Genomic DNA, 23,878 nt, shown 5'->3' with positions numbered 1-23,878 from the left:
GCCTCACATCTCCAGGGCGGTGCGGGCGTTGGCCCACGCGTCGGCGCAGTGCCGGACCGTCTCCCCTTTGGCCTGCGCGGCAGTAAACAGCCGCGCCACGTGGGCGTCGGTCAGGCAGCCGCACCGACCGTGGGTGGACAGCACCGCTAGGAACGTTCGGTACACGGTGGCGTGCACAGCGCTGCGGGCCTCGGTGATGCGTTGCTCCGCCATGGCAATCCCCCGCTCCAGGTAGACGGGCGTCCGGTGGCGACACTCCCCACGCCTGGTCGGTGTGGGCACGGTGATGATGCGCGACGCCGACCGGACCATAGGAGGCGCCTTCTGGACCAGCGCGCGGACGGCGGCGGGTAGCGCAGTCGTGGTGCCCGTTCCAGGGCCGAGCCAGCGGGCGTACTGCATCTCAGACTTGATGTCGACGCCGGGCCGGACGTGGTTGGCCGAGGGCATCACACCCCGGTAGATCCAGTGCTCACCGCGCGTCGTAGGCACGGTCCGGGTGGCGGGCAGGTTCTCCCGCGCCCAGGCGATGGCCGCGACTTCGTCCAGGTCCACCACGGTCACCCCGGCACCGCCCGGGTGGTAGGCCAGGGCTGCGGCCTGGCGCCACGGCGCAGCCCAGGCGGCGGAAGTCAGGGTGTTCGGGTCGGTGGTGGCGGCGGCCCAGGCATGGCAGGGGGCGGGGCACTGGCAGGTGCCCGCGTTCTTCATGTTCGGCCGCCCGCCACAGGCGCCCTTGGCACAGACTCGGCAGTTGCCGAAGGGGACTTTTCCGGCTCGCAGAGGTAGGACCGGCACTCCAGCCGCAGCTAGTTCGAGCGCCACCGCGAGATGGTCTCGCCGGGTAAGGGCATGTTGAGTCATGCTGGGTGTCTCCAGTTCTGTTGGTGCTGGATGTGTGGGCGGCCCGGGGCTTTGGCGAGACGCGGGCCGCCCATTTCCTTGCCGCGGAAATCTTTGGGGCGGGTGTCAGTGGGGGCGGTTAAGGTCGTGGCATGACGTCGACCGTTGATCTTGTGCCGGGGCTGATCACGACGCGCGAAGCGATCGCGTCGGCCTACGGCTGTGGGACGTTCCAGGGCATCGAGCCGGCGGACGACGCGGGGAAGGTGTTCGTGTATTCCGACCCGTCCGCGGGTGAGGAGTACGGCTACACCTTCGACGGCCGCGCGGAAGACGATGAGTTTGGGCCGCTGTACCTGTACACCGGCGCGGGCGCGAATGGGGACCAGAAGCCGTCGGGCCGCAACGGCTCGATCCTGAGCCACGTGGAGAAGCAGCGTGAGCTGCATCTGTTCGTCGCGCACGGCAAGGTGCCGGGCGGCGGCGCGATGCAGCAGCGCTACATCGGTCAGATGGTGTTGGACCCCATCAAGCCGTATGACGTGCGGCGCGCGCCCGGCCAGAACGGCATGATGCGCGACGTGCTCGTCTTCCGCTTCCGTCCGGCGGAGGGAACGACGCCGGCGTGGACGGAGGCGGACAAGGTGCCGGCCGCCGGAAAGACGGCGATCGAGGTTACCGACCCTGTGGCCGAGGTGCCGGCACCGGTCGTACTGCCGAAGCAGAGCGGAGCGAAGGCCAAGAAGACCGAGCAGCACAGCACCCCGGAGACGGTCGCAGACATCCCCGCGGGGCAGCGGAAGGTGCTGCGCCGCGAGGGCGAGCTGGTGAAGGCGTTCGCCGCGCACCTGGCCGCGGCCGGGCACGAGACGCACAGCTTCCAGATCACCATCAAGGGCGAGCCCGGGGCGCTGACCCCGGACCTGTACGACGCGACGGACCACGTCCTGTACGAGGCGAAGGGGCTGACGACTCGGGCCAATGTCCGCATGGCGATCGGCCAGTTGGCCGACTACCGCCGGCACATCCCGAACAGCAAGACCCTGCGCGTCGCGGTCCTGCTGCCCAGCGAGCCGACCGCGGACGTGAAGGACCTTCTCGGCGAGGTGAACGTGGAGCTGGTCTATCAGGCCGATGAGGGCTTTGCCGGCTGGCCGCTCCTCAGCAGCCAGCCGTAAGCGGACTCCGCGACGCCATCCCGTCTTACAGGGCCGGGATGGCGTCCACGAACGCGGCGACGAGTCGGTCGATGGGTTCGGCGGCGCCGGTGGAGGCGAGGAAGAAGCCGAACCCGGCGGCGGTGAAGGCGCTGCCGGCGCTGAGGCTGTGGGAGCGGAGCAGGAAGAACAGGACGAGTCCGAACAGGGCGACGAGTGAGACGGTCACGGCCATGACGTGATCTCCCTTCCGGGTCAGGACCAGGGACGGGTGTTCGGGCGGTGGGGGCGGGTGCCGGCGGCGTGGATGTCGCGGCTGGTGTTGAGCAGTCGGTGGCCGATACGGAGCCGGTAGCGCTGGCCGTGGCAGCGGCGGCAGGTCTTGATGCCCTTGCGGACCTGCCGGATGCCGGTCGCCTGGCACTTGCGGCAGGGCTTGAACGGCTTGATCGTGCACAACAGTGCGTAACCGGCGAGCGTGGCCATGATGAGGGCGCTAGCGGTGAGCATGACGGGGTGACCTCCCGGTGAAGGGCGGGTTTCGGGGGTTGGTGCAGGTGGGCCGCTAGACGCTAGTCCGCTGATCAGCGCCCCTTTTGGTTGCTAGCGGGGCTGCTAGACCTAGCAGCCATGCGTGCTAGGTCTAGCAGTACTGCGCGGGCTAGGCGGCGGCCCGGTCGGCGTCACGGCGTGTGATGGCGGCGGTGATCGCGGTGCGTTCGATGCCGCGCCGGTTCTTGCCCTCGCCGGTGTCGGTCTGGCCCCAGACCTGGCCGGGCTTGATGCCCCAGGGCTTGAGTGCGGCGGTGACGTTCTCGCCCTTCCACCCGCCGTACGTCTCCGGCCGCAGCTCCGCGAGACGGGTAGCGATCCGCTCGCACCACACCGCCTTCTCGCCGGCGGGGATGACGTCCAGGACGTCGGCGAGGATGTCCGTGACGTTGGCCTTCTCCGGGCCCTTGCCGATGGCGTGGCCGGTGACGTTGCCGTACTCCTCGCGCAGCTTCCGCGCCCGGGCCACGACCTGGGCGGCGGCGACCGCGTCGACGAACGCGGAGGCGACGATCCTGGGGTCGTCGCCTTCGCCGGCCATCCAGCAGATGCCCCGGTCGGAGCGGGAGAACATGGTGGCCCGGTATCCGGCCTTGTACATCGACGTCCCCAGCACCATGTCGTTGGCGGGCTGGCCCATGACCTTCAGGCAGAACCGCAGGACCGCGTTCGCACTGATCCCGGTGGGCAGGGACTTGGCGTCGGGGCGCTGGGTGCCGAACATGGCGACGATGCCGAGCGCGGGACCGCGCTTGACTAGGTCAGTGCAGATCGCCTCAATCTCATCTCCGTGCTCGTCGTGCTCGAAGGCCACCTGGCATTCATCCAGCCCCACCACAATCGGGTGCAGCCCCAGGCTCTTGTCACTCGCCAACTCCGGCGTCACCTTCGACTCAGGGCAGCGCGTGCGCGGGAGCTCCCGGATAACCTTCGCCCGCCGGCGCAGCTCCTCTTTCAGCTCCCGCAGGGCGTCGAGGACGTATCCGATGTCCTCGGGGTCCTCGCCGGCACGGTAGCGGTGGCAGACCGGCTCCAGGGCGCCGAAGTCGCCGGTGCCCTTGAAGTCGAACGCGTGCAGCTCCGCCCGCGGGTCCAGGGCGGCGATGAGCAGGAGCAGCCGCATGAGGAACGTCTTGCCCATGCGGGGGATGGAGCCGACGACGACGGCCGCGAACATCAGCGTCACGGCCACATCGCGCATGCGCTGGTCATTGCCGAAGACCACCGGCTTGAACAGATCGACCTGCCCCGACCTCAGCAGCGGCCACGCAGGCTTGGTCGTCTCGTTCATCGGCTTGTCCCCAACCCACAGAATCAGCCGACCCTCATGCTCGCTCGGGTCCGGAGACGGCCACACGCAGCCGACCTTCCGGCGCAGACCAGAAGCGAGGGGCTTGCGGGCCTCCATGATGTCCTCCGGCGTCACGCCGTACGGAAGGTCCAGGTCGGCGCGGTAGCCGGGCCCGTCCCGCACGATTTCAGAGACGAACCGCAGCCCGTTCATCTCCCCGCCCTTCTTGATGGCGGCGGAAATCTTCGCGTTGCCGATGCTGTCCAAACCGCGCAGCACAATCGACCCGGTGAGCTTCTGTACCTCGGTCTTCAGCACGGCGGGGCCGACGACCGGGGCGTCGGGCTGTTGGCCGGCGAACCCGAGCAGCAGCACGCCGCCGGCGGCGAACGCGTACAGGTACGCGGGTGCCAGGACGTAGAGCCACAGGGCGAACCCGAGACCGAAGACGGTTGCCACGAGGGTGACCAGGCCGCGCAGCCGGATACGTCCCGCCCGCAGCCGGGCGAGGCGCATGTACTCCTCGACGTCCTCGGTGCGGACGGCGAAGTCCCGAAGTGGTGCGGCTTCCCGGTCCCACACCCACCGGTTGGTGGAGGCGATGAACCGGCAGGCACCCCGCGGGGACATCAGGGCCAGGCGTCCGGCATACACCGGCAGGCGCACCCCGTGGTACAGGCTGGCGTAGCCGAGGTTGGCGCCGGCGTGGCAGGCGGTGGCCAGGAAGTCACGCCGGTTGGTCAACCACCCGGCGAGCACCGGCTTGCGCTTCTCCACGGTCACCTTCGGGTCGGGAAGGTTCGGGTTGTCCACCGGCACCGGCGGGGCCGGCGCGTCGTCGCCGTTGTCGGGTACCGGGTGCAGGTGCGCGGGGCGGGAAGGGTCGGTCATGCTGGGGCTACTCCTGTCTGGCGCTGTTGCTGGACGGGGAGGGGCCCGGGGGCGGCCCGATTCCTTGGCCGGGACGGCCGCCCCCGGGGCGTAGCTACTTGCGATTACCGGCGCGCTTGCGGGCGCCGTCGATGATCCGGTCGACCTTGCGCTGTAGGTCGCGCTGGTCGACGTCAGGGCCGGCGAGGTCCCGCTTGCACATCCGGGCCACGCACCAGGCGACGGTGGCCTTCTCCTTGGCGGTGAGCTTCGGCTGATCCATCACTTCTCTCATTCGGTGGTCAGCGGCCCTGAGCCCAGCGGAACAGGCCCACGACCTGGTCGGTGACGTCGGTGACACGGCCGGACTCCAACTCGTCCGCCCTGGCCTCGTAGCGCTTGGCGGCGTCGTCTTTGCCGCGACTGTGCAGCACCTTCGCCGCGTCACGGTTCTTGTCGGCCTGGGCCTTCATGCGGTCGAACATGTGGTTCTCCTTCAGGTGCGGGCCGGGTCTGTCCCGGCTCCCCGCCCCTCCCGGTGGTGGCCCGGGAGGGACAGGCAGCCAGTCAGCGGACCCTGTCACCGGACCTGAACGCACGGCCCCCTTGGCGGCCCCTGGTCGCGCTCTTGCCGGCGTCCTGGCCGCCCACGGCGCGGACGACGCTCACGACCCCCCACGCAAGGGCGACGGCCAGGAACGCGAGGATCGCCAGGTTCGCGGCGATGGCAGTGAGCGCGCCGACGAGCAGCGGGCCGAAGTAGACCCCGGCCGCCACCGCCCCGGCGCCGACTCCGGAGCCGAGCGCGACGCGCTGCACGGTGCGGTCCGGCGGGGCCTGGTGGATGTGCTGGTGGACGATCTGCGGCTGCACGGGCTGGTGGATGGCGGGCAGGCGGTCGGTGTAGACGTGGGTGCCGTCCGGGAGCTGTACCACCCGCACGGGTTCGGGAAGGTTGGGCATTGCTGCCTCCTTGGGGGCAGGGGTGAGGTCAGGTCATGCACCAGCCGGAGTCGCAGCCGGAATCCCATTCGTCGAACGGGAGCGTGTCCACGCCGTCTGGGATGGCCTTGCGCAGGGGCCGGTTGAACCGGGTCAGCCAGACGTGGTCCTTGCCGAGTTCGTCGCGGCGGCGGTTGAGGAGTTCTTCGAGCTGGCATGCCATCTCGAACAGCTCGGGTTCATCGCGGCGCATGTCGTGCCAGGTCTCTGGCCGGTGGAACGGGCAGAACCAGCACGAGGACTTCGGCGGCACCGGCAGACCGGCGCTTCGGATGATGCGGGCGCAGTCGATCCGGCGGATGCCGCGCTCTAGCAGGGGGTATTCGATGAGCTCGTGCGGCTCGCACCGCCGGTTGTTGGCGCGCTGGATCTCATCCAGGCTGATCCCGATGCCGACCGTGGCCGGCGCCTCTTTCGTGGCGCCGCGCCGTTTGAGTTCGTCGGCGATGACCTTGATTTTGAACTCGGCCGTGCAGGAGCGGGTGCCAGGGGCCCCGTTCGACATCCGCACCGGGATCTTCAGCGACCGCGACCCCTCCCGGGTCAGGTCCTGATAGAGGGTGCGGACCTCACCGGAGCGCTTCATCACGCGGTCCAACACGACCAGCTCAAGGCCGTGGGCGTTGGCATAGGGGATGGCGTACTGGCGCAGGTAGGCGAGGGTGCCGGGGTACTCGGAGTCGTCCCCGACGTTCGCCATGAGGAAGGTGCGGAAGTCCAGCTCACCCGTGGCCGCCAGGACCAGGGCGGCCATGGACTGAACCCCGCCACCGAAGCTGAACGTCTTGACTGCACGCGCGGTGGGTGTGGTCACTTCGCCACCCCCAACGCGCGGGCCCGCTCGGCAAGGATCGTGTCCCGCAGAGAGCGGGCGTTCGCCGGCGACGTACGCACCGCGCGGCGGATGCCTTCACCGGTCACCTTCGCGTCCGGCCAGTCCGCCGTCGCAGCCCGCGCCTCGGCGAGCAACTCATCCGGCGTGCGCTTAGGGCGGGTCGAAATCGCCGCCGCCGGCACGCGACCTGTGGCGCGGCGTGGTCGGGTCGACTCTGCCGCCACCGCGCGCCGCTCGATCGAGGCCACCGGAGCAGGAGCGACAGGCGGAAGCGGCTTGAGGGGCGGAGTTGACTTGCCCAGGTCGACCGCGACCGGGGCGGGCACGGTGAGCCGGGTGAGGGTGACCACGGGGCCGGGGGGCGATCCGGGCAGGTCAGCCGTAGACCGTTTCACACTGGTCTTGGTAGATTCCTCCGCATTCGCCTCTGGGTTGGAGTCGAGGGCGAGGGAGGGGGCGGTGCCGCCGAACATCGAGGCGAGGGCGGCGTCCGCACCGGCGGTGACGCGGTCGCGCTGCACGTCCAGCAGCCTCGATCCGAGCGCCACGTCCCCGACCCCGACTTTGCGAGCCAGCCGCCACGACGCCCGATCCGAACGCTTCCGCACCCGACTGGTCGGGTGCTGAGTGGCGCGGGCCCGGTGATAGGCGAGCGCCTGCACCAGATCGGCGGTGCGGCGCTCGGTCTCCACATCGCGGCCATCGATGTGCACCACGATCCGCCGGGCCAAAAATGCCATGCCCTCAGCCGAGACGGACATACCCATCGGGGTCAGGGCGTAGATCACGGTCCGCCCCGGGTCGGGGGCGGCCATCGCCCCCATGACGGCGGCAGCGGCCGGCAGCGCCCACAAGCCGAGCCGGACGATCCGTGGGGAGGACTGGCCCAGCATGGTCAGCCCCAGCAGGACCAGGGCGAGGACGGCAGTGGCGCCCTCACCGGCGGCGAGCGCACCGAGCGCGGTGCCCTTGCCGTAGGCGTGGCCGATGTTGCTGTAGGTGCCGATCCCGCCAAACACGCCCGTGGCCAGCATCGGCACGAACGCAGCCGCAAGGACCCCGATCTGTACGCGGGTCAGTTTGGTGCTGGTCATCGGGCACCCCCTGCCGTGAGCAGGGTCGCGAGGATGAGCAGGGCGCCACCGGCCATGGTGAGGTCGACCGCGCGACGCAGACAGATGAACTTGGCGACCGCCAGCCGGGAGAGTCCGACGATGTCGGCGGCCAGGTCCCGGGCGACGGCGGTGGTGATCTCGTCCGGGGTGAGGGTGGCCCACAGGGGGAAGCCGTGCCGGCCGCCCAGGTTGGGGCGCGTCGAGCGCAGCAGCAGCCCGGCTGCTGCCACCAGCAGCACCAACCCGAGCCCGCCCGCGGCGATGACGGGCCGGTTCAGGGGCAGGCCCCGGGCGAGCGACCAGGTACCGGCGAGGACGGCCCCGACGAACGCCAGCAGCAGTGCGGTCTTCGTATCTGTCCGCGCGATCTCCGCCTTCACCTCGGCGTGCGCGACGATCAGGTTGCGGTTGGTGGTGCTCACGCGGCACCCCCGTGCAGGCTCGTGCCGGCGGCGCGGTTGACCAGCGCGACTCGGGCGGCCAGAGCGCGGCGGCGGGCCCGGCGGATGCGACGCTCGTCCAGCTCGGTCGCCGTGCGATCGAGGGTGACGATGTGCGCGTCGAGCAGGTCGACGTCCGCGAGGATCACGGACATCTCCCGCTCGATCGCGTCCAGCTCCGCGTCCGTCGGCTCCATGAAGTCGGCGAACGCGGTAACAGCGTCCTGAACAGTAACGATGTGGTCCATGGGTCGTGGTCTCCCTAGCAGGTGAAACGGCCCGAACAGCGCCCCCGGTGTTCCCGCACCGGGGGCGCACGCCGTTGGAACCAGGAATCCGGCTCCCCTCAGCCCCGCCCGTACGACCAGCCGGCCGGACGGACAGGGGAGGCAACCGGCCGCAGCACCTCAGCACTGCGGAGGGATCGGGGTCGCGCTGTACATCACGCGGAGTCCGCGTGGCCGCCTACTTGGCCGAGGAGAGGCGGCGTTATCCCCATTCAGTTGTCAAAGAACCGGCGCTTCCTTAGAGCCGACCCGCATACGCGGAGCCCTCCGGGCGTTCGGAGCAGCCCGCATGGGCACCCCGGCCGATCAGCTCCACCGCTGTGGGCCCGATGCCAATGCAGTACCTCTATTACAGGTACTGCATCGTGCTGCGTCAAGCCTGCTTGCGGAGCTTCCTGGTTTTCGCCAGGGACTTCCTGGCGCACAATCAGAATCACTGCAGGTGAGGGGCGTTGGTCACCTCACCCGTGGACAGCTCGGGGCCATCTCGCTACCGTCAAGAGCTCCCAAGACGTCCCAACGGGGGTGGAGATGTCTAACGAGCGTCTGCGGTCGGCCCTCTTAGCGCGGGGAGCTACTGTTCAGGACTTGGCCGACGCCATCGAGGTCAACCCGAAGACGGTCGAGCGCTGGATCACTCAGGGGAAGATCCCGTACCGGCGTCATCAGTACGCCGCAGCGTCCTTCCTCCAGGTGGACGTGACAACGCTCTGGAACGACTCACGCGCAGTGGAGAGCGCGGCTGACCTGAGCAAGGCGGAGATTTTGACCGTCTACCCGCACCGGCACATGGTTCCGGCGGGGTTGTGGCGAGAGCTGTACGCGCGAGCGGAGCGGCGCCTCGATGTGCTCGTGTACTCCGGCCTGTGGCTGTCGGAAGACCCTGTGTTCCTGGACATTCTCAGGGCGAAGTCCAGCAGCATCCAGGTTCGCATCCTGTTGGGCGACCCGGATTGCCCTGCGGTGAAGCAGCGCGGCATAGACGAAGGTCATCGGATCATGGATGGCAAGATCCGGAACGCGCTGATGAACTACCGGCCGCTTTTCGAAACTCACCCCGACATCGGATTCAGGCTCCACGACTCGACGCTGTACAACTCGCTGTTCCGGGCGGACGACGAGATGCTGGTGAACACCCACGTGTACGGCATCGGCGCCTACTTGGCCCCGGTCCTCCACCTGCGCCGTCTGCCGGGCGGCGGTCTCTTCGACACGTACGCGAATAGCATCGAACAAACCTGGGGAGGCGCGCGCCAGGTGACGAAACACGACCTCACGGGAGACTGAGCATGGGACGCATCGACTACCTGCACGACCCCGACGCTCCGCCGGCCAACTCGGTCGTGCCTTCTGTCGTTGCATTCGTCCAGGACGACTCAGGGCGTGTCCTGATGATTCAGCGGTCCGACAACGGCCGGTGGGCACTCCCTGGCGGCGGCCACGATGTAGGCGAGTCCATCAGCGACACCGTGGTGCGGGAGGTCTGGGAAGAGACCGGCATCAAAGCCGAGGTCATCAACATGTCCGGGATCTACACCGACCCCGGGCACGTGATGCTGTACGACGACGGAGAGGCGAGGCAGCAGTTCTCCATCTGCTTCCGTGCCCGACCGGTCGGCGGTGAGGTTCGTACGAGCGACGAAACGACTCAGGTCCGCTGGGTTGCCCCTGCGGACCTGGCCGAGCTGGAAATCCACCCGACGATGCGGCTGCGCATCGAGCACGCGATGGACCGCACGCGGGCCACGCCCTACATCGGCTGACGCTTCACGGCGGCGAGGCGCTCCAGGACGCGAGCCGTACAGGCCAGGATCTCCGGCTCCGCCCGGCGGATGAACGTGCCAATCAGACTGTCGGGGCCATACCGCCCAGCGATCTCGTTCACGCGGTCGACGGGGTTCGTGGGCGTCCCGTCGGGGGTGGTGTTCATGTCGCAGAAGCAGAGCGCGTCGTTCAGGCGGGCCTCGTCTCTGGGGAACTCGCTCTCCAGCTCGTGGCGGAGGCCACGTGCCTCGGCTTCCATCCAGGCGCACGAGTGATGCGCGACGAGCCGAACGACGCGCTCGTCCGCGCCGGCGATGTCCCGTAGATACCGAGCGCCGTCGAGGGGGTGGAAGCCGGTCTTGGCCAGGTCGGGGGAGTACCCGATGTCGTGGAGCACGGCTGCTGCCTCCAGCAGCTCAGCATCCTGATCGAGGATGGGAGCGATGATCCGCGCCCGCTCAGCGACGCCCTGTGAGTGTGCCCACCGACGTGGCAAGGGCTCGGCTAGCAGTGACTCGGCGAGCGGGTAGGCCCACTCGATCAGACCCACGGTGGTCACGCTAAGGACGCTCCTCTCGGCCCGGCAGGGCCAGTACGGTCCGCGGTTTGCCCTGGCGGCTCTCTGAGAGCAGCCCCTCAGCCTCCAGCTTGTCCAGCGCCTTGGCCACGGTCGGCCGCGACACCCCGAAGCGAGAGGCCAGTTCCGACGCACTCGGGAACGGATCTCCCACCTCAACCTTGTCGGTTGAGAAAATCCCGGCGACCCGCTCAGCAAGCGGCCGACGGTCGTGCTGCTCGCCCTCCCGGACAACTCGCCAACGACCTCCCGGAACAGGCTCCGCGTGTCCCTCCTTCTGAAGGACCTTGAAGGCTCTCAGTACGACGCCACGCGAGACGCTGTGAGCAACCATCAGCTCGGCGGCCGACGGCAGCTGCGTCATGCGTGGGTCGGCGCTTATCTGAGCCCTGACTGCGTCAGCGACTTTCAGGTACGTGCCCCGAGCGCTGGACTGCTCCGACACCCCGTCTCCCCTCTGGTCAGCCACCGTGATGCAGTGCCGCGGGCAGCTCTGTCGTCTTGTGTGTCCGCGACACCGGCACTCCACCCGCCATTCGAACAGGTCAGCAACGTGACGGTGAAGCCCCGGTGACCAACACTGGGCAAATTGTAGCGATCCCGAGTGGGTGTCGTCTTACCGGCTGTGAGACCTCAGCGAATGTGTAGATTACGCGGAGTTGTCGGCCAAATAGTCCTGCAATTCGCGGTGTCGGAACTGCCACGAGGCGCCAGATACTCGCACAAGCCCAACCTTATAGCAGTTGTCGAGGAATCGGCCAAGCCGCCAAGGAAGCCGAGGGTAGATGCAGAGAAGAAAAGCAAAGTACCGCAACGCGGCTCGCCCGGATCCAGTGATGAACGCCAACGCGAATCCATATGCAGCACCATAGACAAGTAGTTTCGCATCACCCTCTTTAAGGGCTACGCCGGATGTGGCTGCCAATCCGATGAAGCCGATGAGGAGCCAGGCTGTCAAGTCGCCGCGGATCACATCGCGGGGACCTCTGGCGCTGCTATCCCCCCTAATGATGAGTTGAATCCTCACCTGTTCAGTTACTCCAACTAGTGCACCCATATACAAGCCAAGGGCGACCCCTTCCTGTAGCGATTTCGACAGCATTCCACCTCGGAATCCGTTGTAAGTTCCTACAGCCAGACCGGCGACAAGCCCGATGGTGACGGCTAGCACCACTTCACGTGCGAGTCGGCGCCGTGTTGTTCGGTTCCTCAAGCGTTGCAGTTCGAGACGCTGAGGCGACGGCCATGACCTGCCAATGCCCAGATAAATGCAGCTCGCAGCGAATGGAGCCGCCCCCGCATACTCCCATCCCGTTACGTTCTCGCCCGCAGTTACGTACCTCCAGAAAACGTAAAAGACTATCCCCAGGTATAGCGTCGCCAGGACTCGATCAAGTACCTTCGGAAGTCGGGTTCCTGCTAGGGGCCACAGTTCGTGGAGTGAGATATCTGTGCTGCTAAGCGTCCGCCCAGATACGATTCGCGGCGACCCTGACTGCGAATTGGAAGTTAGGTATCGTGCGACAACTTCGAGGTGCCTTCGTGTTCTCTTCACCTCCAACTGATAGCAACGCTGTGTTTCTCTTCTGCGTTCATCGCCGTGGGACTGGCTTTCCTCATTCAATGTAGCAACGGCAGAGCCGATATACCGATCGAGCAGATAACTGTAAAGACTCCCCTCCGCGGCTAGCGTTAGCAGTGTCCGGGGATCGCGCACGTATGTGCCCGTCCGTGTTCGCTCCTGAAACACTGTGGCAACTAGAGTCAGGCGCCAAGGTGTGTCCAAAGCCCGAGCCAGTGATAGGTTCTCTTGCCGTACGTCGGAGCCACCAAACGAAGCTGCGGCCAAAGCATCAAGGACGGGTTGCCACCGTTGCTGACCGAGAGGGGTGTAGGCAACTCGCTGCTGAAGATATCTAAGGGCCCGCGTTGCGTCCACTGCACAGATAGAAATATGAGAAGTATTGCTAGGTTGGCTATCGGCGCTAATCAAGGCTAGATACGAAGGCAAGCGGCAGGTAATGACTACCGGACAAAGTTCGCCGCCGGTCTCGAACCGCTCGATCGCTCGCATTAGTTTGGCTGCGCGAGAGGTGTATCCAGGGGTCTCTCTATCCATCTCGTCCACGCCGTCGATCACTGGCAGGATTAGATCGGCGTCAACAAGCCTTATCGCGTTGCGTGGGGAAACACCATAGACGTTGCTGAGGTGCCAAGTCAGCCATTCTCGGATTTCCTTTCCCGACCAGGCGGCAGCACTTAGGCGTATGGGGATCGGTTCGCTTGCACTTCGACTCGCGACTAGACCAAGAATGAGTGACACGGCAAGTACCGTTTTTCCGGCGCCAGCGTCATTGGCTTGACTTTGCGTCGAGCTCCCTGTGATCACCAACCTTCCTGGTGCAGTTTCCCGGTAATACTCAGTGATGCTTTCGAGAGTTCCAGAGGATGGTGTTGTGCTAATTCCGGTTGTCGTGGATGTGAACGCTAGGTCGATTCTTCCGTTCGGCGCGGAAAGGCCGCTGCCTAGTAGTTGCCGGTATTGAGCGCCTTCCATTCGGAGAACCGTTCGGGCAAGCTCAGAGGCCAAGATGTCCGGAGTCTGCTGAGTACGCAGGCCGCGCATTGCTACCCACAGCGACCATCCACCGAAAACAGCCCCGACCACCCCAGGCCCCACCGCCAGGACTCCGGCACTGTCAGCGTCGGCGAGCTTCACTTGCTGTAAAGCGAAGACGGTCCACCCGAGCCCGCCCAGGCACAGTGCTGCGCTCAAGAACAAGGCAACGGCTCGTCCCACGCGACCCCCATTCAGCATGGCGACCATCATGCCGGGAAACAGCAGCGCCTGTCCCGCGGCTTCGACCTTTCTTCGCGAGCTGGGGGACGTGCGATCGAGACACTGGAGAACTGACAACCCCTGTGGAAGCGTTGGCTCTGGACTCGTGCGGACGGTGATGACCTACCCTCTGAGCTTCGTGGTGTCTCCGCAGCTCGCAGCGGGCCCCTGGGCCCGGAGCTGTAAGGCCTGACCATCGTCCGCAACGGCACCAACCTCACGCAGTGCAACGTGTTGCTCTTGCTCGACGGTAGGTCCGACACCAGCCCTACGACGCGTTGATGGACGCACGTGCCCCGTCTGCGCCGGCTAGCCATGCAGAGTTGCCGCATGTGCTCATGACCTGAAGCGAGGACGACGAGCGCAGACCCACTTGCGCAGGGCGCGGTGGCTGACGAGCGGCGCTGCCCCGGTGCCGCAGCCCGTCACGATGCCAACCTTTCCTGGTTCTCGCGCGGATCGCAGTACATTTCGATACGCTACTTTCTGATCTGCTGGCGGCCGGTTGGCTGGTTGGAATCGAAAAGGTGGGCTGAGTAAATGGAGAAGCAGGAAGAGATCTACTCTGATCTCGACATCGAAGATGAAATCGATGAAGACTCCGAAGAGGACCTCGGGTCGGATGAAACCATCTTCAAAAACATTACTACATACACGGTCGATTGGTCGGTCACTACGGTGATCGAGCGGATGGAACGCGGGGCGATTGATGTCTCGCCGACGTATCAGCGTAATCCAGTATGGAACTCGGCTAAAACGTGGCGTTTTCTGGAGTCTCTGATGCTGGGGATTCCTGTCCCGCAACTAGTTCTTGCTGCTAAGCAGGGTTCAAGGAACAAGTTCGTCGTTCTGGACGGTAAGCAGAGGCTGCTCGCCCTCAAGTTCGCAGCCGATCTGCAGAAGCCCGAGAGTCGACGGAAGTTCCCTAAGTTGGAGATTCTCTCCGACCTGCAAGGCAATACCCTAAAGAAAGTGCTGGAAGATAACGAACTTAGTGAGCACTGGGAAAACCTGCTGGTTCAGCCGATTAGGACGGTGGTCGTTCAAGGGTATTCGGACGAGCGGGCATTGCATGCAATCTTCCACCGACTCAACCAGAATAGCGTAAGCCTATCGTCTCATGAGCTCCGTCGAGCTCTACATATGAACGACTTCATGCTGTGGCTCGATGAATACTCGGCAGATTCCAACTCCTTGAAGCGTGCGCGTCGAATCAAAAAGCCCGATTTCCGCATGCGGGATGCTGAAACGGCTTTGCGTCACTTTGCTTTCAGTCGCAACTACAACAACTATCACGGCAACTTGCGGAAGTTCCTGGACGAGGAAGCAAAGTGGGCTGGTAGGAACTGGGATGTTGTTCGATCCGAGTACGAGCGCATGGGTCAGCAGCTTGACGCGGCTATTGATGCAGCTTTTCAGGTTTTCGGTAGCACGGCATTCTTTCGATACACCGGCGTGAAATTTCTTCCCAGGTTCAACGCGCCACTCTTTGATGTCGTAACGGCATCTCTCCGAAACGAAGAGTTGCTGGATGCCTGCCTTTCGGACGGTGAGGCAGTTGCCGCCGCCGCTAAGGAACTATGCCTTAGCGCGCCGTTCTCTCAGTACATCACATCCACTACAAAGTCCCAAGGCGCGGTCCAAGGTCGCTTCCATCTTTGGGCAGAGATGATTGAGAGTGTAACGGGTGTTACCGACGTTCTGTCAAAGATGGTGGACTAGTGGCCAGCATCACTCGACGCCTTAAGCGACTTAAGTATCGAGAAAAGGTTCTGCGAGTCAATCTGCTGGGACCTTCATCCACTTGGGGGGCGCCGCCCTCGGATGAAGAGTACGATAGGGCGCTCGCTTATCGGGTGCTCATGCACGCCGAGATCGAGAGATATTTGGAAGATGTCCTGTCGAGCGCGCTACTCAGTAGCTTGGAGATATTCGGCAAGTTCGGGAAGGTAACCCATCCCGCGGCCTCTGCTCTTTCTCATTATCGTTCTAAGTGCTTCCTGGATGGGCAGGATGGCGTCGACTCTGGGTTTGCAGACTCCCGAGAGATGGGGCGATATGCCGGTTTAAATCTTGCAGATGTCGTGCGCTGGATTGAGGTGTCCGTTGTGCAGAACAACAACGGCATCAAGCCAGCCGACATTCGCAAGCTCATGGGATGGGTGGGCGTCAACCTGTCCCTGCTGGACCCCAACCTGCTGGATGCCTTGAAAACCTTCGGGACTGAGCGTGGAGATGCGGCGCATCTCAGCAGGCGCGAAATCTGGCGCAGGTATTCAGGCCGGTCTGTCCGGGCAGGGCGTTCAAGAATCAGGCGTCTCCCTTCCCCGTCAGATGAGGTAGCGGCAGTAGACGCCGTGCTGAAGCTGCTGCCGCAACTCGATCGTCTCGTGCAAAAGAAGCTTCGTGAGTTCGTGTAGCTTCGTCTGCAGGCATGATTCAGCAGGGCCGCAGCGCGCGAGCTGGGTCTTCTCCCGGTAGGACCCAGCGCTGGGCCGTCTCCGGGCCGTCCGAGGGTGGCCAACGACGCCCGCTAACAACCGACAACGACCACGTGGGCGCGGCCGGCGGCCGCGCCCACGTGCTGTGTCTGCCCTGCTAGACCCAGGTGTCTATCCACATCCGGTCGCGCCAGTCGTCCATCGGGATGGACTGGCCGGTGTAGAGGGGCCAGAAGTAGATGAAGTTCCAGACGATCAGCAGGACCAGGACGCCCGCGCCGACCGCGCCGATCGTGCGGCGGCGTTCCGCGGCGCCGTCGGTGCCCGGCGGGCCCAGCATCGCCCCGATCATCATCGCGACCGCGAGGCACAGGAACGGGACGAACACCACCGCGTAGAACAGGAAGATGGTGCGCTCCTGGTAGTGGAACCACGGCACCCAGCCGGCCGCCACGGCGCACGCGATCGCCCCCGCCCGCCAGTCGCGGCGGAAGAACCAGCGCCACAGGACGTACAGCAGGGCGAAGCACGCCGCCCACCACAGCAGCGGGGTGCCGATCGCCAGGACCTCGCGGGCGCACTTCTCCGTGGCGTCCGCGGGGCAGCCGTCCCGGCCGGGGCGGGGGTCCTCGTAGAAGTAGGAGACCGGCCGGCCCAGCACGATCCAGCTCCACGGATTGGACTCGTACGTGTGCCCCGAGGTCAGGTTCACGTGGAAGCCGTACACCTCGGACTCGTAGTGCCACAGGCTGCGCCACCAGTCGGGGAACAGCCAGGACCACGAACTGTCCTTGCCCTCCGTGGCCGCCCAGTTCCGGAAGTACCCCTTGTCCGTGAAGATCCAGCCCGACCACGACACCAGGTACGTGCCGATCGCCACCGGTACCGTCGAGACGAACGCGGGCAGCAGGTCCCGCCGCACGACGCTCGCGTACGGGCGGTAGGCACCGGCCGTACGGCGCGCGCCCACGTCCCACAGCACCGTCATCACCCCGAACGCGGCCAGGATGTACAGGCCGTTCCACTTGGTGGCCGCCGCCAGGCCCAGCATCAGCCCCGCGGTGATCCGCCACGGCCGCCACCCCAGGCGCAGCGTCTCCGCCACCGCCCCGTCCGGGCGCAGCAGCCCGTCCGCGTCCACCGGCAGCGCGGCCGCCAGCCGGGCACGGGCGGCGTCCCGGTCGAGCAGCAGGCACCCGAACGCCGCCAGCACGAAGAACATCAGCACCTGGTCGAGCAGCGCCGTACGGCTCATGACGAAGTGCAGCCCGTCCACCGTCAGCAGCGCGCCCGCCAGACAGCCCAGGAACGCCGACCGGAACAGCCGCCGCCCGATCCGGCACAGCATCAGCACCGACAGCGTGCCCAGCACCGCCATCATGAAGCGCCAGCCGAACGGGTCGAACCCGAACAGGTGCTCGCCCAGCCCGATGACCCACTTGCCCACCGGCGGGTGCACCACGTACCCGGGGTCCGTGGGGACAGGCACCGCGCCGGGGTCCTTCAGGATCGACGCGTCGACGTCCTTGGGCCACGACCCCTCGTACCCCTGGTTGATCAGGGCCCAGGCGTCCTTGGCGTAGTACGTCTCGTCGAATATCACCGCGTGCGGCCGGCCGAGCTGCCAGAACCGCAGCAGGCCCGCGACGAGCGCCACCAGCAGCGGCCCGCCCCACGCGGCCAGCCGCCACAGCCGTTCGGCGACGGCGGGCGGTGCCCCGAGGATCGTCCACAGCCGCCCCGAGGGGCGGGCGTACGGAGGCACCAACCGCTCGCGCAGGCCCGTCACCGGCCGTGGCACGTAGCCGAAACGACGCAGGCGCTGCTGCCACGGCGGCGGCTCTCTACCGGCGTCCTGCCCGTGCAGGGCCTTATGAGCAGTACTGGTCACCGCGCCATCGTAGGGAACGCGCCTGTGCGAGTCGCCCGTCCGGGCTGCGAGGATGGCCCCCGTGACAGGAACGGTGACCGGAACGCTCGTACTCGCAGGGACCCCGATCGGTGACGTGGCGGACGCCCCGCCCCGCCTCGCCGCCGAGCTGGAGAGGGCCGACGTCGTCGCCGCCGAGGACACCCGGCGGCTGCGCCGGCTGACCCAGGCGCTCGGCGTGCACACGACCGGCCGGGTCGTGTCGTACTTCGAGGGCAACGAGTCCGCCCGCACCCCCGAACTGGTCGAGGCCCTCGCGGGCGGGGCGCGGGTCCTGCTGGTCACCGACGCGGGCATGCCGTCCGTCTCCGACCCCGGCTACCGGCTGGTCGCCGCCGCGGTAGAGCGGGACATCCGGGTCACCGCCGTGCCCGGGCCGTCCGCCGTGCTGACCGCGCTCGCCCTGTCCGGGCTGCCCGTCGACCGGTTCTGCTTCGAGGGCTTCCTGCCCCGCAAGGCCGGCGAGCGGCTGTCCCGGCTGCGGGAGGTCGCCGCCGAGCGCCGCACGCTCGTCTACTTCGAGGCCCCGCACCGCCTCGACGACACGCTCGCCGCGATGGCCGAGGCGTTCGGCGCGGACCGGCGCGCCGCGGTGTGCCGGGAGCTGACCAAGACGTACGAGGAGGTCAAGCGCGGCGGGCTGGGCGACCTGGCCCGCTGGGCGGCCGAGGGCGTACGCGGCGAGATCACGGTCGTCGTCGAGGGCGCCCCCGAGACCGGGCCCGCCGAGCTCGACGCCGCCGAGCTGGTGCGCAGGGTGCGGGTGCGCGAGGAGGCGGGGGAGCGTCGCAAAGAAGCCATCGCCGCCGTCGCCGCCGAGGCCGGGCTGCCCAAACGCGAGGTCTTCGACGCCGTCGTCGCGGCAAAGAACGCGTCTCGCGAAGGCTCAGTGGACGGTAAAGGACTATCGTGAAAGGCAAAGACCAGACCGTGCGGCAGGCCTTCCGGCATGGGAAGCCCCAAAAGCGGTCCATCATTCGGCAGGTGCCTACGCACTCCCGCCCGTGAAGGCGTCCACTGGTTCAGTGGAGAGGAGCTGGCATGAGCGAGACCACAAGCACTCCGGTCGGCCATGAGGCATATGCCTTCGCCTGCATGAAGTGCGGGCACGGCTGGGAACAGTCCTACGACATAGAGCACCACACCGACATCAGCGGTCACGAGTTCGTCGTCTACAAGGCCGAAGGCGGGCTGCGGGTCCCCTCCCCGCTCTCCAACCCCACCTGCCTCAACTGCGGAGGCCATGTCGTCCGCATCATGCGCGCCGGTCAGGTCTCCTCGGTGCTCGACCTGCTCGCCCAGCAGCAGGCCGAGCCCAGCAAGGGCTCCGTCGGGGCGGCCGGGCCGAGCCTCGGCCAGGAGCGCTCACCGACGACGGCCCCGACGGCACCGGCGACGGCCACGGCCGCCTCCGGGACACCGCCGGACACCCCGTCCGCCAAGGAGCCGCACCACTGGCACCTGTCCGACCTGCTCCACGCCTTCCACCGCAAATAACCCCGGGGAGGCCGGCCCGGGCTTCCGTACGATCGGGGCATGAGCTCCAAGGACGCCCCGCCGCCGCTGCCCGAACCCCTCGGGGTGCCGGTCGCCGATTCCCACACCCACCTGGACATGCAGTCCGGCACCGTCGAGGAGGCCCTCGCCAAGGCCGCCGCCGTCGGCGTCGAGACGGTCGTCCAGGTGGGCTGCGACCTCAAGGGCTCCCGCTGGGCCGCGGAGACGGCCGCCGCGCACGCCGACGTCTGGGCGGCCGTCGCCCTGCACCCCAACGAGGCCCCGCGGATCGTGCTCGGGGACCCCGACGGCTGGTCCCGGCAGGGCGCCCGGGAGGCCGGCGGCGACGCGGCGCTCGACGACGCGCTCGCCGAGATCGACCGGCTCGCCGCCCTCCCGGAGGTCAAGGCGGTCGGCGAGACCGGCCTCGACCACTTCCGCACCGGCCCCGAGGGCATCGCCGCCCAGGAGCGGTCCTTCCGCGCCCACATCGAGATCGCCAAGCGCCACGGCAAGGCCCTGGTCATCCACGACCGCGAGGCCCACGACGACGTCCTGCGCATCCTCGCCGAGGAGGGCGCCCCCGAACGGACCGTCTTCCACTGCTACTCCGGCGACGCCGACATGGCACGGACCTGCGCCGAGGCCGGCTACTTCATGTCCTTCGCCGGCAACGTCACCTTCAAGAACGCCCAGCCGCTGCGCGACGCCCTCGCCGTCGCCCCGCTCGACCTCGTCCTCGTCGAGACGGACGCGCCCTTCCTGACGCCCGCCCCGTACCGCGGACGGCCCAACGCCCCGTATCTCGTTCCGATCACGGTCCGGGCGATGGCGGCTGTGCGGGGGATCGACGAGGAGGCCATGTCGACCGCGATCGCCGTCAACACGGCACGCGCCTTTGATTACTGACCGATAACGGGCGGGCGGCCGCTCAGGGTACCGCTGACGACACACGGTAGTCGAATCGCTTTGGAGAGTGACCGGCGCTCCGCTAGGGTCCCGGCCTCGTGAGCAACTCCCAGGGCAGTCACCGCGCCGCCCCCCGGGGCGGCCGCCACGCCACCGCGCCCCCCGCGGCCCCCGTCCCGGCTCCCGCGCCGGCCCCGGTCCCGGTGGGCGTGTCCGCGCCCGGGGCGACGGCGGGGTACGAGACGTGGGACCTCACCCCGGAGCCGGCGGTGGCGGCCGGGAACGGGGCGTGGGGCCCGCCCCCGGAGCCGGCGGTGGCGGCCGGGTATGGACCGTGGGGCCCGCCCCCGGAGCCGGCGGGGTACGCGCCGTGGGGCGTCCCGCCGGAGCCGACGGTGGCGGCCGGGTACGCGCCGTGGGGCGTCCCGCCGGAGCCGACGGTGGTGGCGGGGTACGGACCGTGGGGCCCGCCCCCGGAGCCGGCCGCGCCCGCCGCCCCGCACACGCTGCCCCGCCAGGGCGCCGGGCCCGCCGTCGACCCCGAGGCGCCGACCCTCACCGCGGTGCCCACCGGCGGCCGCGCCCAGGCCCGCCGCGCCGCCCGCCGCCGGGCCGCCGGCCCCGGCACCCCCGAGGGGCTGCGGCGGCTCGTCCCCCAGGCCCTGGTCGTGGCGTTCCTCGCCGGCGGCACCAGCGCGTTCGTCGCCGACGACAAGGCCGTCCGGCTCACCGTCGACGGCGTACCCCGCACCATGCACACCTTCGCCGACGACGTCGGCGAACTCCTGGCCGACGAGGGCCTGCCCTTCGGCGCCCACGACCTCGTGGCCCCCGCCCCGGACGAGGCCCTGGCCAGCGGCGACGAGATCGTCCTCCGCTACGGCCGCCCCGTCACGCTCACCCTCGACGGACAGCGCCGCCGGATCTGGACCACCGCCCGCACCGTCGACGAGGCCCTGCGCGCCCTCGGGGTCCGCGCCGAGGGCGCCTACCTCTCCGTGTCCCGCTCCGCCGCCATCACCCGGCGGGGCCTCGCCCTCGACGTCCGCACCGAACGCACCGTGACCTTCATGGCGGACGGCCGGGAGCGCACCATCCGCACCAACGCCGCGACCGTCCGCGAGGCGGTCGACCAGGCGGGTATCACCCTCAGCGGCCGGGACACCACCTCCGTACCGCCCGGCAGCTTCCCGCGCGACGGACAGACCATCACCGTCATGCGGATCACCGACACCCGGGAGGTCCGCGAGGAACCCATCCCCTACGGCGTCGAGAGGGTCGACGACCCGACCCTGTACAAGGGCACCGAGATCGTCGAACGCCAGGGACAGCAGGGCTCCCGCCGTGTGACGTACTCCCTGCGGATGGTCAACGGCGTCCGGCAGAGACCCCGCAAGATCGGCGACGAGGTCGTGCGCGAACCGGTCGACCGGCGGGTACTGGTGGGCACCAAGCCCATGCCCGCCTCCGTCGACGGCGCCGACCACCTCGACTGGGACGCCCTCGCCCGGTGCGAGTCCGGCGGCCGTCCCGACGCCGTGGACGCCACCGGCACCTACGGCGGGCTGTACCAGTTCGACCCCGGCACCTGGCGTTCCCTCGGCGGCACCGGCACCGCCCAGCAGGCATCCGCCGCCGAACAGACATACCGGGCGAAGAAGCTCTACGTGCAACGGGGGGCGAGCCCGTGGCCGCACTGCGGCCGTAGGCTGTATCGGTGAGCACCACTGAGCCCGACGCCCTCCTCGGCCCCGCCGACATCCGCGAACTGGCCGCAGCGCTGGGCGTACGCCCCACCAAGCAGCGCGGCCAGAACTTCGTCATCGACGCCAACACCGTCCGGCGCATCGTCCGCACCGCGGAGGTCCGCCCCGACGACGTCGTCGTGGAGGTCGGACCCGGGCTCGGCTCCCTGACCCTCGCACTGCTGGAGGCCGCCGACCGGGTCACCGCCGTCGAGATCGACGACGTCCTGGCCGGCGCCCTGCCCGCCACCATCGCCGCCCGCATGCCCGCGAAGAAGGACCGCTTCGCGCTCGTCCACTCCGACGCGATGCACGTCGAGGAACTGCCCGGTCCGCCCCCCACCGCGCTCGTCGCGAACCTCCCGTACAACGTCGCCGTGCCCGTCCTGCTGCACATGCTCGACCGCTTCCCCACCATCGAGCGGACCCTCGTCATGGTCCAGGCCGAGGTCGCCGACCGGCTCGCCGCCAAGCCCGGCAACAAGGTCTACGGCGTGCCGTCCGTCAAGGCCAACTGGTACGCCGAGGTCAAGCGCGCCGGCGCCATCGGCCGCAACGTCTTCTGGCCCGCCCCCAACGTCGACTCCGGCCTGGTGTCCCTGGTCCGCCGCTCCGAGCCGGTGAACACCACGGCGTCGAAGAAGGACGTCTTCGCCGTCGTCGACGCCGCCTTCGCCCAGCGCCGCAAGACGCTGCGCGCCGCACTGGCCGGCTGGGCCGGCTCCCCGGCCGCCGCCGAGGCGGCCCTCGTCGCCGCCGGCGTCTCACCGCAGGCGCGGGGCGAGTCCCTCACCGTGGAAGAGTTCGCACGCATCGCGGAGGCCAAGTCAGCGTGACCGAGAGCATCACCGTACGCGTCCCGGCCAAGGTCAACGTCCAGCTCGCGGTCGGCGCCGCCCGCCCGGACGGCTTCCACGACCTGGCCAACGTCTTCCTCGCCGTCTCCCTGTACGACGAGGTCACGGCCACCCCCGCCGACGCCCTGCGCGTCACCTGCTCCGGCCCCGACGCCGACCAGGTGCCCCTGGACGCCACCAACCTCGCCGCCCGCGCGGCCACCGCCCTCGCCGCCCGGCACGGCATCTCCCCGGACGTCCACCTCCACATCGCCAAGGACATCCCCGTCGCCGGCGGCATGGCCGGCGGCAGCGCCGACGGCGCGGGCGCCCTCCTCGCCTGCGACGCCCTGTGGGGCACCGGCGCCACCCGCGAGGAACTCCTCGACATCTGCGCCGGGCTCGGCAGCGACGTGCCCTTCAGCCTCGTCGGCGGAGCCGCCCTCGGCACCGGACGCGGCGAGCGGCTGACCCCCCTGCCCACCGGCGGCACCTTCCACTGGGTCTTCGCCGTCGCCGACGGCGGGCTCTCCACCCCCGCCGTCTACGCCGAGTTCGACCGGCTCACCACCGGCACCGAGGTCCCCGCCCCGGCCGCCTCACCCGCGCTGCTGGACGCGCTGCGCACCGGCGACACCGCCCTGCTGGCCGGCGCCCTCACCAACGACCTCCAGCCCGCCGCCCTCTCCCTGCGCCCCTCCCTCGCCGCCACGCTCGCCGCCGGTACGGCGGCCGGCGCCCTGGCCGGCCTGGTCTCCGGCTCCGGCCCGACGACCGCGTTCCTGGTCAAGGACGAGGACGCCGCCCGCACCGTGGCCGACGCCCTGCTCGCTTCCGGCACCTGCCGCACGGCCCGCACGGCCACCTCCCCGGCACCGGGGGCTACTCAGATCCGCACCTGAGTACGAGAGCGCTGATGCCGGTACGGCCCCGCCCGGGACCGTACCG

25 protein-coding genes are annotated in these 23,878 nt (G+C 68.3%); 11 read left to right on the top strand and 14 right to left on the bottom strand.

What is annotated here, in order from left to right; all coding sequences use genetic code 11:
- Window positions 1-3: 3 nt before the first annotated feature.
- The gene (locus tag ACZ7LK_RS20670) at window positions 4-864 is read right to left on the bottom strand and encodes a bifunctional DNA primase/polymerase (protein WP_471142476.1); all 861 of its coding nucleotides are present in this window, start codon (window positions 862-864) and stop codon (window positions 4-6) included.
- A 131-nt stretch (window positions 865-995) separates the two neighbouring features.
- Between ACZ7LK_RS20670 and ACZ7LK_RS20665 the strand changes: the two genes are divergently transcribed.
- Window positions 996-2,021, top strand: coding sequence for an SRA domain-containing endonuclease (locus ACZ7LK_RS20665; RefSeq protein WP_471142473.1), 1,026 nt, complete (start codon window positions 996-998; stop codon window positions 2,019-2,021).
- Between the two features lie 25 nt (window positions 2,022-2,046).
- Here the strand turns inward: ACZ7LK_RS20665 and ACZ7LK_RS20660 are convergent, their stop codons facing one another.
- From ACZ7LK_RS20660 to ACZ7LK_RS20615, 10 genes are all read right to left on the bottom strand, one after another.
- Window positions 2,047-2,235 carry a hypothetical protein gene (locus ACZ7LK_RS20660; RefSeq protein ID WP_471142470.1) on the bottom strand — a complete coding sequence of 63 codons (189 nt, stop codon included), beginning with the start codon at window positions 2,233-2,235 and terminating at the stop codon, window positions 2,047-2,049.
- Window positions 2,236-2,255: 20 nt separating this feature from the next.
- On the bottom strand, window positions 2,256-2,510 hold the full coding sequence (locus ACZ7LK_RS20655) for a hypothetical protein (protein ID WP_471142467.1): 255 nt from the start codon (window positions 2,508-2,510) through the stop codon (window positions 2,256-2,258).
- A gap of 151 nt (window positions 2,511-2,661) precedes the next feature.
- On the bottom strand, window positions 2,662-4,734 hold the full coding sequence (locus tag ACZ7LK_RS20650) for a cell division protein FtsK (protein WP_471142464.1): 2,073 nt from the start codon (window positions 4,732-4,734) through the stop codon (window positions 2,662-2,664).
- Between the two features lie 94 nt (window positions 4,735-4,828).
- Window positions 4,829-4,996, bottom strand: coding sequence for a DUF6257 family protein (locus ACZ7LK_RS20645; protein ID WP_471142461.1), 168 nt, complete (start codon window positions 4,994-4,996; stop codon window positions 4,829-4,831).
- Between the two features lie 19 nt (window positions 4,997-5,015).
- On the bottom strand, window positions 5,016-5,198 hold the full coding sequence (locus ACZ7LK_RS20640; protein ID WP_471142459.1) for a hypothetical protein: 183 nt from the start codon (window positions 5,196-5,198) through the stop codon (window positions 5,016-5,018).
- A gap of 82 nt (window positions 5,199-5,280) precedes the next feature.
- Window positions 5,281-5,676 (bottom strand): DUF6251 family protein, encoded by a 396-nt coding sequence (locus ACZ7LK_RS20635; protein ID WP_471142457.1) that lies wholly within the window; start codon window positions 5,674-5,676, stop codon window positions 5,281-5,283.
- A 28-nt stretch (window positions 5,677-5,704) separates the two neighbouring features.
- Window positions 5,705-6,529, bottom strand: a complete 825-nt coding sequence (locus ACZ7LK_RS20630) for a phosphoadenosine phosphosulfate reductase (protein WP_471142455.1) — start codon at window positions 6,527-6,529, stop codon at window positions 5,705-5,707.
- Window positions 6,526-7,644, bottom strand: coding sequence for a conjugal transfer protein (locus ACZ7LK_RS20625; protein WP_471142453.1), 1,119 nt, complete (start codon window positions 7,642-7,644; stop codon window positions 6,526-6,528). Before ACZ7LK_RS20625 ends, ACZ7LK_RS20630 begins: the two co-directional genes overlap by 4 nt.
- A complete protein-coding gene (locus ACZ7LK_RS20620) occupies window positions 7,641-8,087 on the bottom strand; it encodes a Pycsar system effector family protein (RefSeq protein ID WP_471142451.1) in 447 nt (148 codons plus the stop codon). The genes ACZ7LK_RS20625 and ACZ7LK_RS20620 overlap by 4 nt, the downstream gene beginning before the upstream one ends.
- A complete protein-coding gene (locus tag ACZ7LK_RS20615; protein WP_471142449.1) occupies window positions 8,084-8,353 on the bottom strand; it encodes a DUF6284 family protein in 270 nt (89 codons plus the stop codon). Before ACZ7LK_RS20615 ends, ACZ7LK_RS20620 begins: the two co-directional genes overlap by 4 nt.
- A 570-nt stretch (window positions 8,354-8,923) precedes the next feature.
- Between ACZ7LK_RS20615 and ACZ7LK_RS20610 the strand changes: the two genes are divergently transcribed.
- Window positions 8,924-9,679, top strand: a complete 756-nt coding sequence (locus ACZ7LK_RS20610) for an XRE family transcriptional regulator (protein WP_471142447.1) — start codon at window positions 8,924-8,926, stop codon at window positions 9,677-9,679.
- Window positions 9,680-9,681: 2 nt separating this feature from the next.
- A complete protein-coding gene (locus ACZ7LK_RS20605) occupies window positions 9,682-10,155 on the top strand; it encodes an NUDIX domain-containing protein (protein WP_423550987.1) in 474 nt (157 codons plus the stop codon).
- On the opposite strand, the gene ACZ7LK_RS20600 is transcribed toward ACZ7LK_RS20605, so the two are convergent.
- Window positions 10,143-10,706: an HD domain-containing protein gene (locus ACZ7LK_RS20600; protein ID WP_471142853.1), complete on the bottom strand. Its 564-nt coding sequence runs from the start codon at window positions 10,704-10,706 to the stop codon at window positions 10,143-10,145. The genes ACZ7LK_RS20605 and ACZ7LK_RS20600 overlap by 13 nt on opposite strands.
- 10 nt (window positions 10,707-10,716) lie before the next feature.
- Window positions 10,717-11,178: a GntR family transcriptional regulator gene (locus tag ACZ7LK_RS20595; protein ID WP_471142443.1), complete on the bottom strand. Its 462-nt coding sequence runs from the start codon at window positions 11,176-11,178 to the stop codon at window positions 10,717-10,719.
- Between the two features lie 2,934 nt (window positions 11,179-14,112).
- Between ACZ7LK_RS20595 and ACZ7LK_RS20590 the strand changes: the two genes are divergently transcribed.
- Window positions 14,113-15,294: a GmrSD restriction endonuclease domain-containing protein gene (locus ACZ7LK_RS20590; RefSeq protein ID WP_471142440.1), complete on the top strand. Its 1,182-nt coding sequence runs from the start codon at window positions 14,113-14,115 to the stop codon at window positions 15,292-15,294.
- Between the two features lie 140 nt (window positions 15,295-15,434).
- Window positions 15,435-15,992, top strand: a complete 558-nt coding sequence (locus tag ACZ7LK_RS20585; RefSeq protein WP_471142437.1) for a hypothetical protein — start codon at window positions 15,435-15,437, stop codon at window positions 15,990-15,992.
- Window positions 15,993-16,170: 178 nt separating this feature from the next.
- Here the strand turns inward: ACZ7LK_RS20585 and ACZ7LK_RS20580 are convergent, their stop codons facing one another.
- The gene (locus ACZ7LK_RS20580; RefSeq protein WP_471142434.1) at window positions 16,171-17,904 is read right to left on the bottom strand and encodes a dolichyl-phosphate-mannose--protein mannosyltransferase; all 1,734 of its coding nucleotides are present in this window, start codon (window positions 17,902-17,904) and stop codon (window positions 16,171-16,173) included.
- Between the two features lie 52 nt (window positions 17,905-17,956).
- Between ACZ7LK_RS20580 and rsmI the strand changes: the two genes are divergently transcribed.
- The 6 genes from rsmI to ACZ7LK_RS20550 all read left to right on the top strand — a co-directional run bounded on the left by rsmI (window position 17,957) and on the right by ACZ7LK_RS20550 (window position 23,832).
- A complete protein-coding gene (gene rsmI, locus ACZ7LK_RS20575; RefSeq protein WP_392275168.1) occupies window positions 17,957-18,856 on the top strand; it encodes a 16S rRNA (cytidine(1402)-2'-O)-methyltransferase in 900 nt (299 codons plus the stop codon).
- 128 nt (window positions 18,857-18,984) lie between these two features.
- A complete protein-coding gene (locus ACZ7LK_RS20570) occupies window positions 18,985-19,440 on the top strand; it encodes a hypothetical protein (RefSeq protein WP_392275169.1) in 456 nt (151 codons plus the stop codon).
- Window positions 19,441-19,479: 39 nt separating this feature from the next.
- Window positions 19,480-20,349 (top strand): TatD family hydrolase, encoded by an 870-nt coding sequence (locus ACZ7LK_RS20565; protein ID WP_392275170.1) that lies wholly within the window; start codon window positions 19,480-19,482, stop codon window positions 20,347-20,349.
- 506 nt (window positions 20,350-20,855) lie between these two features.
- The gene (locus ACZ7LK_RS20560) at window positions 20,856-22,070 is read left to right on the top strand and encodes a ubiquitin-like domain-containing protein (RefSeq protein WP_471142850.1); all 1,215 of its coding nucleotides are present in this window, start codon (window positions 20,856-20,858) and stop codon (window positions 22,068-22,070) included.
- Window positions 22,067-22,930, top strand: coding sequence for a 16S rRNA (adenine(1518)-N(6)/adenine(1519)-N(6))-dimethyltransferase RsmA (gene rsmA, locus ACZ7LK_RS20555; protein WP_392275172.1), 864 nt, complete (start codon window positions 22,067-22,069; stop codon window positions 22,928-22,930). The genes ACZ7LK_RS20560 and rsmA overlap by 4 nt, the downstream gene beginning before the upstream one ends.
- A complete protein-coding gene (locus ACZ7LK_RS20550) occupies window positions 22,927-23,832 on the top strand; it encodes a 4-(cytidine 5'-diphospho)-2-C-methyl-D-erythritol kinase (protein ID WP_392275173.1) in 906 nt (301 codons plus the stop codon). The genes rsmA and ACZ7LK_RS20550 overlap by 4 nt, the downstream gene beginning before the upstream one ends.
- Window positions 23,833-23,878 lie beyond the last annotated feature (46 nt).

Source organism: Streptomyces sp. NPDC039423 (genome assembly GCF_055598725.1).
The sequence above is the reverse complement of the archived record's forward strand: the minus strand, read 5'-3'. Positions and strand labels throughout refer to the sequence as shown.

What these genes read in the sequence shown, in the direction of transcription:
- ACZ7LK_RS20565 (WP_392275170.1), top strand. Translation starts at nt 19,480, where the DNA reads ATGAGCTCCAAGGACGCCCCGCCGCCGCTGCCCGAACCCCTCGGGGTG.
- ACZ7LK_RS20660 (WP_471142470.1), bottom strand. Translation starts at nt 2,235, where the DNA reads ATGGCCGTGACCGTCTCACTCGTCGCCCTGTTCGGACTCGTCCTGTTC.
- ACZ7LK_RS20625 (WP_471142453.1), bottom strand. Translation starts at nt 7,644, where the DNA reads ATGACCAGCACCAAACTGACCCGCGTACAGATCGGGGTCCTTGCGGCT.
- rsmI (WP_392275168.1), top strand. Translation starts at nt 17,957, where the DNA reads ATGGCCCCCGTGACAGGAACGGTGACCGGAACGCTCGTACTCGCAGGG.
- ACZ7LK_RS20605 (WP_423550987.1), top strand. Translation starts at nt 9,682, where the DNA reads ATGGGACGCATCGACTACCTGCACGACCCCGACGCTCCGCCGGCCAAC.
- ACZ7LK_RS20615 (WP_471142449.1), bottom strand. Translation starts at nt 8,353, where the DNA reads ATGGACCACATCGTTACTGTTCAGGACGCTGTTACCGCGTTCGCCGAC.
- ACZ7LK_RS20645 (WP_471142461.1), bottom strand. Translation starts at nt 4,996, where the DNA reads ATGGATCAGCCGAAGCTCACCGCCAAGGAGAAGGCCACCGTCGCCTGG.
- ACZ7LK_RS20655 (WP_471142467.1), bottom strand. Translation starts at nt 2,510, where the DNA reads ATGCTCACCGCTAGCGCCCTCATCATGGCCACGCTCGCCGGTTACGCA.
- ACZ7LK_RS20610 (WP_471142447.1), top strand. Translation starts at nt 8,924, where the DNA reads ATGTCTAACGAGCGTCTGCGGTCGGCCCTCTTAGCGCGGGGAGCTACT.
- ACZ7LK_RS20665 (WP_471142473.1), top strand. Translation starts at nt 996, where the DNA reads ATGACGTCGACCGTTGATCTTGTGCCGGGGCTGATCACGACGCGCGAA.
- ACZ7LK_RS20635 (WP_471142457.1), bottom strand. Translation starts at nt 5,676, where the DNA reads ATGCCCAACCTTCCCGAACCCGTGCGGGTGGTACAGCTCCCGGACGGC.
- ACZ7LK_RS20590 (WP_471142440.1), top strand. Translation starts at nt 14,113, where the DNA reads ATGGAGAAGCAGGAAGAGATCTACTCTGATCTCGACATCGAAGATGAA.
- ACZ7LK_RS20570 (WP_392275169.1), top strand. Translation starts at nt 18,985, where the DNA reads ATGAGCGAGACCACAAGCACTCCGGTCGGCCATGAGGCATATGCCTTC.
- ACZ7LK_RS20650 (WP_471142464.1), bottom strand. Translation starts at nt 4,734, where the DNA reads ATGACCGACCCTTCCCGCCCCGCGCACCTGCACCCGGTACCCGACAAC.
- ACZ7LK_RS20670 (WP_471142476.1), bottom strand. Translation starts at nt 864, where the DNA reads ATGACTCAACATGCCCTTACCCGGCGAGACCATCTCGCGGTGGCGCTC.
- ACZ7LK_RS20640 (WP_471142459.1), bottom strand. Translation starts at nt 5,198, where the DNA reads ATGTTCGACCGCATGAAGGCCCAGGCCGACAAGAACCGTGACGCGGCG.
- ACZ7LK_RS20585 (WP_471142437.1), top strand. Translation starts at nt 15,435, where the DNA reads ATGCACGCCGAGATCGAGAGATATTTGGAAGATGTCCTGTCGAGCGCG.